Source organism: Ramlibacter lithotrophicus (assembly GCF_012184415.1).
GTDB lineage: Bacteria > Pseudomonadota > Gammaproteobacteria > Burkholderiales > Burkholderiaceae_C > Ramlibacter > Ramlibacter lithotrophicus.
In genome coordinates this window covers 21,460-33,302 of the sequence record NZ_VTOX01000013.1, presented here as the reverse complement: position 1 = coordinate 33,302, position 11,843 = coordinate 21,460, and the positions used below count along the sequence as shown (strand labels likewise).

Sequence of the window (11,843 nt, the reverse complement as noted above, 5' to 3'; positions counted from 1 at the left end):
TCCTGGTGGTATGAAAGGCTTGCCAGTGGCGCCAATCAGTGAGATACTGCAGCAACCTAACGATCGTTCGACAGCATAATAATCTCGCACGCTAGCGTCGTCAACATCTAAGGGCATATATATGAGAAACACCTTTGATCCTGGCTACTATTCGCGGCGCCGGTTCCTGTGCCGCATTGCAGCCGGCGCGGCAGCAGCCGTACCTGCGATGGCGATGGCGCAGTCCTGGCCCGCACGCCCGGTACGCGTGCTCGTGGGCTCCAATGCAGGCAGTCCGATCGATGTGCCTACGCGCTCTGTAATGCAACGCCTCTCGGCTCGGTTCGGCCAACAGTTCGTCATCGAAAACAAGGCCGGCGCGGGAGGCGTGCTCGCGGCGAATGCCGTCGCCAAGGCAGCTCCGGACGGGTACACGCTGCTGTCTTCCGGACCTGCGGAGATCATCAACAACTACTTCATCTGGCAAAACTCAGGCCAGCCATTTCCGTTTGACCCTGCGCGTGACCTCGCTCCCGTGGCGCTGCTGCAGCGCGGCCCCGGTGTGCTGGTGGTAAGCCCCAAGCTGAATATCGCTACATGGCAGGAGCTCGTCCAATTCCTGCGGACACAGCCAGACAAGGGCAGCATCGGCGTAACGCAGCTGGGAGCTACAACTCACTTAGCATCGGAACTCCTGAAGCGCGAATCAGGTCTGAACCTCACCATCGTTCCGTACCGCGGATCTGTGGACATGCATGCGGATTTGCGTGAAGCGCGGCTAACGATGGCTCTGACAACGCCATTTGAAACGATCGAGTTCGTGCGCCGAGGCGAACTGCGGCCCCTGGCCGTGAGCCACACCCGCCGAATCGAGGGCTTCGAGCAGACCCCGACCTTCGGCGAACTCGGGTTACCGCGCGTCGTCAACCTGCCTGCCCTCGTGCTTTCCGCACCCGCGGCCACGCCGGCCGACATCGTTCAGCAGCTGAACCGCGGCGTCACCGAGATCATCGCCGCCAATCCGGGACTCGTGCCGTTCGGCCGTGAAGCGCCTCCGATGACGCCCGCGCAACTCTCGGCGTATCTCGCCGAAGAGCGAGAACGCTGGGGCCGGGTGATCCGCGAAGTGAACATTCGGATCTGATCCGCACGTCTGACAGACCGAACAGACTGACAGAGGACCACCCGTGCTGAATCTTGAAATTGAAGGCGCTCTGGCGGTGCTTACGCTAAAGCGTGCGCCCGCCAATGCGATCAACCTCGAGTGGCTCGACGCCTTCGAAGCGTGCCTCAAACGGCTGGAGGGAGAGGAAGCGGTCGCCGTGCTCCACCTGCGAAGCAGCGAGCGCGTATTCTGTGCTGGCGCGGACCTGCACCTGCTTTCGGCGTCGCTCGCCTCCGACGCCGGTGTCGAAGCGATGATGCGCGTCGTGGGGAGAATGCAGCAAGCGTACGCGCGACTCGCTCGCCTGTCTCAGGTCACCGTCGCTGAGATTGGGGGCGCGGCACTAGGCGGCGGGCTCGAACTCTGCCTCGCGTGCGACCTGCGCATCATGGCGGACGAGGCGACAGTGGGCCTGCCAGAGTCGCGCCTGGGGCTGCTTCCGGGTGCCGGGGGCACCCAGCGCCTGACGTTGATCGCCGGTTCGGCGGTGGCCTCGCGCCTGATTCTAGGCGCCGAAACGGTGAAAGGGCAAGAGGCGCGCAACCTCGGCCTGGTGCAATGGTCCGTTTCCGCGCACGATCTGCCACAACGCGCGGCAGACCTCGCGGCCTCCCTGGCCCGGCTGCCCGCGGCCGCGCTCGCCGCGTGCAAGCGGTGCATCGCGGCTGCGGCGCCCGCAAACCAAGAAGGCTTCCGCACTGAAGTTGCCGAGACACGCGATCTATATCGAAACGAGAGCACGCGCGCATTGATCGCGGAGTTCCTCCGCGCCCGTTCTTCCAAGAACTGAATCCAACCGTCCGCCGCGTCACGCGGCCGGGCCGCATCCATTCGCATCAACAGGAAACAAGCATGAAGGTCCTGGTACCGGTCAAACGTGTGGTCGACTACAACGTGAAAGTCCGAGTCAAGTCGGACAACACTGGCGTCGACATCGCCAACGTGAAAATGAGCATGAACCCGTTCGACGAGATCGCCGTCGAAGAGGCCGTGCGCCTGAAGGAAAAGGGCGTAGCCACCGAAGTCATCGCCGTCTCCTGCGGCGTCGCTCAATGCCAGGAGATCCTGCGCACCGCGCTGGCCATCGGCGCCGACCGCGCCATCCTGGTCGAAACGACGGAAGAACTGCAGCCGCTGTCGGTGGCCAAGCTGCTCAAGGCCCTGGTGGACAAGGAGCAACCTGGCCTGGTGATCCTGGGCAAGCAGGCCATCGACGACGACGCCAACCAGACCGGCCAGATGCTCGCCGGCCTGTGCGACCTGCCGCAGGCCACCTTCGCCTCTAAGGTGGAGATTGCTGCCGGCGAGGCCCGTGTCACGCGTGAAGTGGACGGCGGGCTGGAAACCGTGTCGGTCAGCCTGCCGGCCATCATCACGGCCGACCTGCGCCTGAACGAGCCGCGCTACGTGACGCTGCCCAACATCATGAAGGCCAAGAAGAAGCAGCTGGACACCGTCAAGCCCGCCGACCTGGGCGTGGAGATCAAGCCGCACCTGAAGACCCTCAAAGTGACCGAGCCGCCCAAGCGCTCGGCCGGCATCAAGGTGCCGGATGTCGCAACCCTCGTTGCCAAACTCAAGAACGAAGCCAAGGTGATCTGACATGACCGCACTTGTTGTTGCCGAACACGACAACGCCTCCATCAAGGGCGCGACCCTCAACACCGTCACTGCCGCCGTCCAATGCGGCGTCGACGTCCACGTGCTTGTGGCCGGCCACAATGCCGGGGACGCAGCCAAGGCCGCGTCGCAGATCACCGGCGTGAGCAAGGTCATCCACGCCGACTGCGAGCACTTCGCCCACGGCTTGGCCGAGAACATGGCCGCGCAGGTGCTGACCATCGCGGGCGCCTACAGCCACATCCTCTTCCCGGCCACCGCCAGTGGCAAGAACATCGCCCCGCGAGTGGCATCCAAACTCGACGTCGGGCAGATCAGCGACGTGACGAAGGTCGACAGCCCCGATACCTTCGAGCGTCCAATCTACGCCGGCAACGCGATCGCCACTGTCCAGAGCCTGGACGAAAAGAAGGTGATCACCGTGCGCACCACCGGCTTCGACCCAGCCGCGGCTGTCGGCGGCGGCGCGTCGGTCCAGACCGCAGCCGCCGTGGCCGACAGCGGCAAGAGCAAATTCGAGGGCAATGAGCTCGCGAAGAGCGACCGCCCCGAACTGACGGCCGCCAAGGTCATCGTCGCGGGCGGCCGCGCGGTAGGTTCGGCAGAGAAATTCAATGAAGTGATGACACCGCTGGCGGACAAGCTGGGCGCCGCGCTCGGGGCGTCCCGCGCCGCGGTGGACGCAGGCTACGCGCCCAATGACTGGCAGGTGGGCCAAACCGGCAAAATCGTGGCGCCCCAGCTGTACATTGCCGCCGGCATTTCGGGCGCCATCCAGCATTTGGCCGGCATGAAGGATTCCAAGGTTATTGTGGCGATCAACAAGGACCCGGAAGCACCGATTTTCAGTGTGGCGGATTACGGGCTTGAAGCGGATTTGTTCACGGCTGTGCCGGAACTGGTCGCAAAGATCTAGCACAACCATGGCACTCTTGCGCAGTTGCCTCAAAGTGCAACGGATGAGCAATGGAGCCGAGGCGGAGGTCGTCGACTTCCCACCTGCGGGCGAAGTGATCGAGATGTTCGCGGCATCAATGTGCACCCCATCGCAAGATTCACCAGTGTTGGCTGACGACCTTTCGTTGGCGATCAACGCGGCGTCCGATGGCCGGCGACAATTATCTTGACCGGTCGTGTTGCCTCACGAAGGAATGTTACCCGGAGTGATGTTGTCGTTTCTTCGGGTACTTGATTTTTCATAGTAGAAGGCTGTGGGCATGTGGACGATGCGCCGCAGGTGCATCGTCCACATGCCCATGGCCTATCGGGCGCGCAGCGCCCGATCCCAGAAGTGGCTCCGCTTGTTTGAACGTAAGCGACTAGGGAACACATGTTGACCGCGCGGCCGCTGCGTAGGAGCCTCGTGTCCGCTTAACTCACGCGGACACATGAACACTTACGGGGTCGATTTGATGGGGCGGCGCCGCCGCCGGCGGCACAGCGTCGAATTCAAGGCTGCGGTCATCCGGGAGTGCAGGAAGCCTGGCGTGTCCATGGCCGCCGTCGCCCTGGCGCACGGACTGAACGCCACCATGGTACGCAAATGGGTGGTCGAGGCCGAGCGCAAGACGCCGCCGAGTCTTCCGGTAGTCGAAGCAGCAGTGTCACGTCCCGTCAACGAAGGGTTTATGCCGCTGGCGTTGCCGGCGCTGGCGGAGCAGACGGATATCCAGATCGAGCTGCAGCGCGCCGGAACGACGGTGAAGATCGTCTGGCCGGCTGCCGCAGCCTCGCAGTGCGGGGCCTAGCTGGCGGAGTGGCTGCGTTGATCCGCATCGACGCGATCTGGCTGAGCACGACCCCTCTGGACATGCGCGCGGGCAGCGAGACGGCGCTGGCGCGCGTCGTTCAGGTGTTCGGCGCCGCGCGCCCGCACCATGCCTACTGCTTTGCCAACCAGCGCGCCACGCGCATGAAGGTGCTCGTGCACGACGGCGTCGGGATCTGGCTGGCGGCGCGCCGGCTGCATCAGGGCCGCTTCGCCTGGCCCAAGGACGAGGGCGGGCGCCTGACGCTCACGCGCGAGCAGCTCGATGCGCTGGTGCTCGGCCTGCCCTGGCAGCGCATCGGCGAGGCCGGCGTGATCCGTGTCTTGTGATCTGACGCGCAATCCGTGCATCTGCGGATGCATCCCCGGTGGTCGCGCGCGATACTGCACGCCGATGATCGACGTGACGACCATTGACCGCGAATACCTCGACCAGCTGAGCGTTGAGCAACTGCGCGATCTGGCACGCCAGTTGACCGAGCAAAGCCAGCGCGCCTCGCGTGAGATCCAGTGGCACGATGCCAAGATCGACAAGCTCACCTTCGAGCTCGCGCAGCTCAAACGCGTCCAGTTCGGCGTCAAAAGCGAGCGCCTGAACGCCGAGCAGCGCGCCCTCTTCGATGAGGCGGTGGCCGCCGACATCGCCACGCTGGAAGAGCAACTCGAGCAGCTGACCAAAAAGCCGGCCGAAGCAGACAACGGCGAGAAGAAAAAGCCCAAGCGCGCCCCGCTGCCGCCCGAGTTGCCGCGCGTGGACCGCAGCCACGAGCCCGAGAACACCAACTGCAACTGCGGCCGCCAGATGAAGCGCATCGGCGAGGACGTCAGCGAGAAGCTCGATTACACCCCGGGCGTGTTCACCGTGGAGGTCACATCCGCGGCAAGTGGGCGTGCGGCGATTGCCGCACGCTGGTACAAGCGCCCGGTCCAGCGGCCGTGATCGACAAGGGCATCCCGACTGCGGGCCTGCTCGCGCACGTGCTGGTGGCAAAGCATGCGGATCACCTGCCGCTGTATCGCCAGGAAGCGATCTTCGCGCGCGCCGGCCTGGCGATCCCGCGATCGACGCTGGGCGCGTGGATCGGCCAATGCGGGGTGCGCCTGCAGCCAGTCGTGGAGGCCCTGAAGGAACACCTGCTGCGTTGCCAGGTGCTGCACGCCGATGAGACGCCGGTGGCGATGCTCGATCCGGGCAGCGGCAAGACGCACCGTGCCTGCCTGTGGGCGTACGCCGCTGCCCAAAGCGAGCAACTCAAGGCGGTGGTCTACGACTTCACCCGAACGCGGGCCGGCGAGAATGCTCGCGTGTTCCTCGGCCACTCTGGGCCAGATCAGCCGCAGCCGCGAAGACCGTGGACAGGCAGCCTGGTTTGCGACGACTACTCGGGTGATGTTGCGGCCGAAGATATGTGTTCTGCCGCATGCCTCGTTCGTAGCCATCGCCTTGGGATGCGCCATCCCAGCGAACATAAGTTTCGGCAGACGACGACCTACAACTGCCGTAGGAAGTCCATCAGCGCGGGAGTCTGGCGTCGCCGCGGCGGGGTCGGCAGGCCGGTGATGTCGACGCAGGCCAGCGCCTTGGCCTTCATCTCGAGGTCGACCTCAGCGTAGATGTGGGTGGTATCGAGCGACACGTGTCCAAGCCATGCACGGATCGTGTTGATGTCGACGCCGGCACGCAGCAGATGGACGGCCGTAGTATGTCGCAATGTGTGGGGACTGATCCGCCTGTCGGCCATTGATGCGACGCTGATCGCAGCACTTGCAGCGCAGCTTGTCACTATCCGATGAATGCCGAAGCGTGTCATGGGCTCGCCCGTGCGGCCCCGGAACACGGTTTCTTCGGGACCGCGACGGCTGACCATTGGGCGCAACACGGTGACGGTCTGGGGCCATAGCGGGCACACCCTCCATTTACTGCCTTTGCCCAGGATGCGCACTGCGGGCGACGTGCCGAGCAGCAGGTTGGCTACCCTCAAGGTGGCGGCTTCATCTGCTCGCGCACCGCTGTTATAGAGGAAGAGCAGTAACGCATAGTCTCGTGCTCCGAGAGGCGAGCGTCGGTCTGGTACTCGAAGCAGCGCGTCAAGCTCGTGTTTGTCCAGATAGCCGATCATCGTCTTAGTGGCCTTCTTGAACGGGATCGATCGAACCTGCGCGCACCACGCCGCATGTGCCGGCGAGCGCGTTCCGATGAAGCGCGCCAGCGAGTGCACCGCGGCAAGGCGCTGGTTGCGCGTCAGCACGCTGCAGGCGCGATCATGCTCAATGTGCTCGAGGAAGGCTCGCACTCGGTCGGCCGAGACGTCTTCGACCTGCAGGCAATCGACGTTCCTGTGCACCGCGCTGGCGACGAACGGCAGCAGCTGCGCCAAGGTGTCCCGATAGCTGGCCTGCGTGTTGCGCGCGAGATTGCGCTCGGTGACCAGGTGTTCCAGGAGGAACCGGCGCACCCATGGCGCCAACAGTGTGTGGTCACGCATCGCTGTCCTCCTCGCACGGATCCAGATCGGCGTAGTTAGCGAAGCGCATGCTGGCCTGTTGCATCAGCTCGGGCGTCATCTGCAGATATCGCTGGGTCGACGCGATGCTCACGTGTCCGAGGTACGTCGCAAGGCGCGGCAGCAACAGCTGTACGTCCTTGCCCTCTTGGTACCAGCTGACCACCCGGTGCACAACCGCCGTATGGCGTAGATCGTGCAGCCGAGGTGGTCGACGCTCACCAGGCGGGCAGCCGATCCCAGCTTGCGCGCGGACCTTCTGGAACAGCGTAACCACCCGCTGGTAGTTCAGCCGATGCCCTGAACGCGATGCAAACAGTGCCGAGGACGTTCCCTGCGGCATCGGCAGCTCCCGGCAACGGCGGTCCACGTACCGGAACAGTACTTGGGCGGCGGCATCGCCGACCGGCACAAGCCTCGTTTTGTAGAACTTCGTCTCGCGAACGATAAGAATCTGTTGTGCTCGGTCCAGGTCCGCCAACCGAAGGCGCAAGACCTCGCCCACTCGAAGTCCGGTGGCATACAGCAGCAATAGCAATGTCCTGTGTGTGGGTGCCTGCAGCCCGACTCCACGGCGAGATCAACGAGTCGGTGGAATCCAGCAATCTTTGCAGTTCGTCGCGCGAGTACACGTAGGGGGTGATCTGTGGCGGAAGCTTGGGATGCTGAGCTGGCAGAGGGGATGCCTGGACATAGCCGCGCGCGATCGCGAAGCGGTACAGGCCTGTCAGGAGGCCGTAGCGCGTTTTCCAGGCCGCGCTGAGCTGGCCATGCCCGCGCAGGAACACCGAGACCGCCTGCGGCGTCACGCCCGCCAAGGGTAGATCCCCTGTCTCCCTGGCGAACTGGTACAGGAGGCGCTGACCGCTCTTGAAGCTCGTGCCCGTCGCGCGTCGAGCAGCGAGGTAATACCCTATGAGTTCGCTGGTGTTCATTGCAGCCCCTCCAGATCGAACTCGCCGATCTCACGAAGTGCGGTCAGGTCCACCTTGGTGTAGATCGCCGTTGATTCGGCGCTGCGGTGGCCCAGGTGGTCTCCGATCTGTTGGAGGGTCATCCCGTCGGCCAGCAGTTTCGACGCACATGCGTGGCGCAGAGCATGCGGGCCTCGATGGGCAAGTTCAATGCCCAGCGGCCGAAGGCGCCTAGCGACGATCTCGTAGATGCCCGAGAGTGGGACGCGAGGTGCCCGCGCGCCGATGAAGACCTCAGGGAAGCCCACCGACGGTCGGGCCTGCTCGATGTACACGCGCAGGATTTCGGCGACCGATGGAATGAGGGGATATACCTGTGGCTGTCGCCGCTTGAGCCGCCAGATCCGAAGCTGCTGTCCGCCGAAGTCGATATCCTCTAGCCGCAGCCCGGTGACCTCTCTGTGTCGCAGGCCGTAAACGGCAAGCAGCATCAGGATCGCGCGATCGCGTAGATCGATCTCCGAGTCGCTGGCTGCGGTGGCGATCAGCCGGCGCACATCATCCCATCCGAGAGCGAATGGAAGCGTGTCCAACCGATACCGGCGTGGCCCCCGGATCGAGTCAGCCAGTCGCGATTGGCAGGTGCCTAGAAGTGGCCCCGCAAATCTGAACAGCGCGATAAGTGGAAACTCCGGGCATGATGCCGGCTCCTGGTGGCCGGCGAGAGGAGTTTTCGATGGTCAAGAAATCCGCGCGGCGCACCCGCCGCACGCACACGCCGGCGTTCAAGGCCCAAGTGGCCGTGGCCGCACTGCGCGAGGATCGGACGCTGGCGGAACTCGCCAAGCACTTCGAGCTGCATCCGACGCAGATCGTCGAATGGAAGCGGCAATTGCTGGAGCACGCCGCCGAGGCTTTTGGCGGCGGTGCCCAGGCGGCCGATCCGGTAGACCTCGCGCCGCTGCACGCCAAGATCGGGCAGCAGGCACTGGAGCTGGATTTTTTAGCCGGCGCGCTCACCAAGGCGGGATTGCTGAGCGCAAAGCGATGATTGACCGGGATCACGCCCTGACCGTTACGCGCCAAGCCGAACTGCTGGCGATCAGCAGGGGGTCGGTGTACTACCTGCCCCGCGCTGTCAGCGCGCCCGACCTGGCGCTGATGCGCCGCCTTGATGAACTCCACCTGGAGCACCCCTTCATGGAGGCACGCATGCTGCGCAATCAGCTGTGGCGAGACGGTGTTCGGGTGGGCCGGCGGCATGTCACGACGCTCATGCTGCGCATGGGGATCGAGGCGCTGGCGCCGCAGCCCGGCACGAGCAAGCGCGCACCCGGCCACAAGATCTACCCGTACCTGTTGCGCAAGCTGTCGATCACGCAATCCAACCAGGTGTGGGCATTGGATACGACGTACATCCCGATGGCCAGAGGGTTCGTCTACCTCACCGCAGTGGTGGACGTAGCCAGCCGCCGCGTGCTGGCCCATCGGGTGGCGATTACGCTAGAGGCGGTTCACGCGAAGGAAGTGATCGCGCAGGCACTGGCGCAGTACGGCATGCCCGAGATCGTCAACACGGACCAGGGAAGCCAATTCACCGCCGAGGAGTTTACCGACGTGGTGCTGGGCGCCGGCTGCAAACTCTCGATGGACGGTCGCGGCGCCTGGCGGGACAACGTGTTCGTCGAGCGCCTGTGGCGCAGCGTGAAGTACGAGCGGGTGTATCTGAAGGCCTATGACTGCGTCAGCGCCGCGCGCGCCGATATCGCCGAGTACCTGACCTGGTACAACTCGCAGCGTGTTCACTCCAGCCTCCAGCGGCTCACGCCACACGAGGCCTACTTCGCTGGACTGCCGGCATTGAAGCTGGCCGCGTAACATGCAGATCCCTGGTGCGCCCCGAGTTCCCCACCGCGGCGCGCGTTCGTCGCAAGCGACGCCCGCCGCCGTGGAGAACTCTGCACCGTTGCCAACCCGCCCGCAGTCCACTTAAAAGTCGGGGAAAGCTGTTCAAACAAGCGGAGCCACTTCTGTCCGGTACACGCTGGCGATATACGCAATGCCCTGCGGCACGATCAACCCATACTCACCGAGCCGACCACGGATCTGGTTGGCCTGCGCGGTTCCGCCTTGACGAAGCCCTGGAGCACGCGGTGCAGGGAACGCACCGACTGCTGCTCGATATTCTCGATTGGCACGAAGCGCATCGAAGGTCGGGCTAAAGTGCCTCGGCGTCAGCCGCATCGCTATTAGCGGGGCTTACTTCCATCAGTCAAAAAAGCAAAATATGGACCATCATCATATTTCAGAGTAACAACGGCGCCGCGCGCACCAACTGCCAAGCGTTCAGGGGCGCCTATTAGGCGAAGTGCGACACGCAGACCTTCGTCAAGGTCGACAATGCCGACGGCGTAAGGAGCCTCTGCCGCGAAGACGGATGGGGGGGCATGTACGACCGTATAAGAGTAGATGACGCCTAGCGGCGATATTCTTCTCCAGGACGGGTTCAGCGCCCAGCAGCGAGGGCAGATGGGTTTTGGCGGAAAAGTCGCCTCGCCGCACGTATTGCAGCAGGTCGTCGTGAACTTGCCTTCTTCCAGCGATTGCCAGAATGACGCATTGAAACAGGTCATACGCGGCGGATAGGCCCGGGCGCCGGGCATGGTGATCACGGACATGAGATTCATGACATACGCTCCAAGATATGCACAAGGGCTGCGTTGTAATTGCCGAGTTCACAAGTCATCAGTCCAAGTTCGGCGTTTTTAACTTGCCGATCGCCAGCACGGTCCGTCAACTGCTCGAACAATTCAAGTGCGTTATAGAGAGGGGTCAGGCGCGCGGGATGCCCTCTGGATTGACAGCCCCCGGATGTATTGACGGGAATACGGCCACCCAGGGCCGTTTCTCCGGCCACCGCCGCACGAGCGCCGCCACCACGCGGTGCCAGTCCCAAAGCCTCTGTCACCAGAATTTCGACGATAGTGCATGGGGCATAGATCTCGCTGACGTTCACGTCTGCGGCGGAAATCTTGCCGTCGGCATAGGCACTTTGACTTGCGGTCGCTGCAGCATTGAATGCGATCATGTCGTTAGGACGGTCGCTGACCTGGTGCACCCCTTCATGGTACGAGCCACGGGCGCGCATCCGGACATAAGGTCGCCCTAGCTCTCTGGCTACTTCCTCGCAAGCCAACACGATGCACACGGCACCATCCGAGCGCGGTGGCACGTCCAATAGCGTGAGGGGATCCACGATCGGGCGCGAAGCCAATACGTCCTCGATGTTCAACGGGCCACGGAACTGCGCCAAGGGGTTCATTGCTGCATGGCGTCGATTCTTGACCGCCACGGCCGCAAACTCGGCCCGCGTGGCGCCATATTCGTGCATGTACCGCGTGGCATCCATTGCGTACCAGGAAATCGGCGTAAAACCGGCCGGGCTGTGGAAATCAACGTCGCCGGTTGCCCGCAGCGTGATGTTCATATGCACGGTGGCAGGCGTTGCCGTTTCCATGTTGACGCCAAGCGCCAACGCGACCCGAGCACGACCAAGTCTGATCTCGTCCGCCGCCCGGTCAATAGCGAGACCGCCCGTCATCCCATTTCCAAGAACCTCCATCACGGCCCCATGGCAGCTCAGGCCAAGATAAGACGTCATGAAGGTAGAGAAGTACTTCTGCCGGGTATAGACATGGGGCTCGGAGAACACGAGCGCGTCGATCATCTCCTTGCCGACCCCCGACTCACCGACTGCACTGGCTACCAGTTGCGCAAGAATTTCGTGCTCTACGATTTGAAATGGGGCATCCGGCGGCGACTGAATCTTGCCCACCGGCATCCCTCTCGCCCCGATGATAGCCACGCTTTTTGTCATTCACTACTCCAATTCC

13 protein-coding genes and 2 pseudogenes are annotated in these 11,843 nt (G+C 63.5%); 9 read left to right on the top strand and 6 right to left on the bottom strand.

What is annotated here, in order from left to right; translation table 11 throughout:
- Positions 1-121: 121 nt before the first annotated feature.
- From RAMLITH_RS24030 to tnpC, 8 genes and pseudogenes are all read left to right on the top strand, one after another.
- The gene (locus RAMLITH_RS24030; protein WP_168110008.1) at positions 122-1,123 is read left to right on the top strand and encodes a Bug family tripartite tricarboxylate transporter substrate binding protein; all 1,002 of its coding nucleotides are present in this window, start codon (positions 122-124) and stop codon (positions 1,121-1,123) included.
- 43 nt (positions 1,124-1,166) lie between these two features.
- Positions 1,167-1,934 carry an enoyl-CoA hydratase-related protein gene (locus RAMLITH_RS24025; RefSeq protein ID WP_168110007.1) on the top strand — a complete coding sequence of 256 codons (768 nt, stop codon included), beginning with the start codon at positions 1,167-1,169 and terminating at the stop codon, positions 1,932-1,934.
- A 62-nt stretch (positions 1,935-1,996) separates the two neighbouring features.
- A complete protein-coding gene (locus RAMLITH_RS24020; protein ID WP_168110006.1) occupies positions 1,997-2,746 on the top strand; it encodes an electron transfer flavoprotein subunit beta/FixA family protein in 750 nt (249 codons plus the stop codon).
- A gap of 1 nt (position 2,747) precedes the next feature.
- Entirely contained in the window at positions 2,748-3,680 is a 933-nt protein-coding gene (locus tag RAMLITH_RS24015; protein ID WP_168110005.1) for an electron transfer flavoprotein subunit alpha/FixB family protein, read from the top strand.
- Between the two features lie 7 nt (positions 3,681-3,687).
- Positions 3,688-3,891, top strand: coding sequence for a hypothetical protein (locus tag RAMLITH_RS24010; protein WP_168110004.1), 204 nt, complete (start codon positions 3,688-3,690; stop codon positions 3,889-3,891).
- A gap of 261 nt (positions 3,892-4,152) precedes the next feature.
- The gene (locus tag RAMLITH_RS24005; RefSeq protein WP_168110003.1) at positions 4,153-4,512 is read left to right on the top strand and encodes a transposase; all 360 of its coding nucleotides are present in this window, start codon (positions 4,153-4,155) and stop codon (positions 4,510-4,512) included.
- Positions 4,513-4,529: 17 nt separating this feature from the next.
- Positions 4,530-4,862 carry an IS66 family insertion sequence element accessory protein TnpB gene (tnpB, locus tag RAMLITH_RS24000; RefSeq protein WP_168110002.1) on the top strand — a complete coding sequence of 111 codons (333 nt, stop codon included), beginning with the start codon at positions 4,530-4,532 and terminating at the stop codon, positions 4,860-4,862.
- 64 nt (positions 4,863-4,926) lie between these two features.
- A pseudogene (tnpC, locus tag RAMLITH_RS25945) lies at positions 4,927-5,975 on the top strand (IS66 family transposase); the annotation flags it as partial.
- A gap of 47 nt (positions 5,976-6,022) precedes the next feature.
- Here tnpC and RAMLITH_RS23990 read toward each other — a convergent pair.
- The 3 genes from RAMLITH_RS23990 to RAMLITH_RS23980 form a co-directional block, all read right to left on the bottom strand.
- The gene (locus RAMLITH_RS23990; RefSeq protein WP_168110000.1) at positions 6,023-7,018 is read right to left on the bottom strand and encodes a tyrosine-type recombinase/integrase; all 996 of its coding nucleotides are present in this window, start codon (positions 7,016-7,018) and stop codon (positions 6,023-6,025) included.
- On the bottom strand, positions 7,011-7,568 hold the full coding sequence (locus tag RAMLITH_RS25580) for a tyrosine-type recombinase/integrase (protein ID WP_202883328.1): 558 nt from the start codon (positions 7,566-7,568) through the stop codon (positions 7,011-7,013). Before RAMLITH_RS25580 ends, RAMLITH_RS23990 begins: the two co-directional genes overlap by 8 nt.
- 399 nt (positions 7,569-7,967) lie before the next feature.
- On the bottom strand, positions 7,968-8,543 hold the full coding sequence (locus tag RAMLITH_RS23980) for a tyrosine-type recombinase/integrase (protein WP_168109999.1): 576 nt from the start codon (positions 8,541-8,543) through the stop codon (positions 7,968-7,970).
- A 143-nt stretch (positions 8,544-8,686) separates the two neighbouring features.
- Between RAMLITH_RS23980 and RAMLITH_RS23975 the strand changes: the two genes are divergently transcribed.
- A protein-coding gene (locus RAMLITH_RS23975) for an IS3 family transposase (RefSeq protein WP_475493631.1) occupies positions 8,687-9,828 on the top strand; the annotation gives its coding sequence in 2 pieces (ribosomal slippage) (positions 8,687-8,957 and positions 8,957-9,828; 1,143 coding nt in all).
- A 168-nt stretch (positions 9,829-9,996) separates the two neighbouring features.
- Here the strand turns inward: RAMLITH_RS23975 and RAMLITH_RS25940 are convergent.
- The 3 genes and pseudogenes from RAMLITH_RS25940 to RAMLITH_RS23965 all read right to left on the bottom strand — a co-directional run.
- Positions 9,997-10,172 (bottom strand): annotated as a pseudogene (locus RAMLITH_RS25940) (IS110 family transposase); the annotation flags it as partial.
- A gap of 27 nt (positions 10,173-10,199) precedes the next feature.
- Complete coding sequence (locus RAMLITH_RS23970) at positions 10,200-10,637, bottom strand: Zn-ribbon domain-containing OB-fold protein (RefSeq protein WP_168109997.1); 438 nt, start codon at positions 10,635-10,637, stop codon at positions 10,200-10,202.
- Entirely contained in the window at positions 10,634-11,827 is a 1,194-nt protein-coding gene (locus tag RAMLITH_RS23965; protein ID WP_168109996.1) for a thiolase family protein, read from the bottom strand. The genes RAMLITH_RS23970 and RAMLITH_RS23965 overlap by 4 nt, the downstream gene beginning before the upstream one ends.
- Positions 11,828-11,843: the final 16 nt, after the last annotated feature.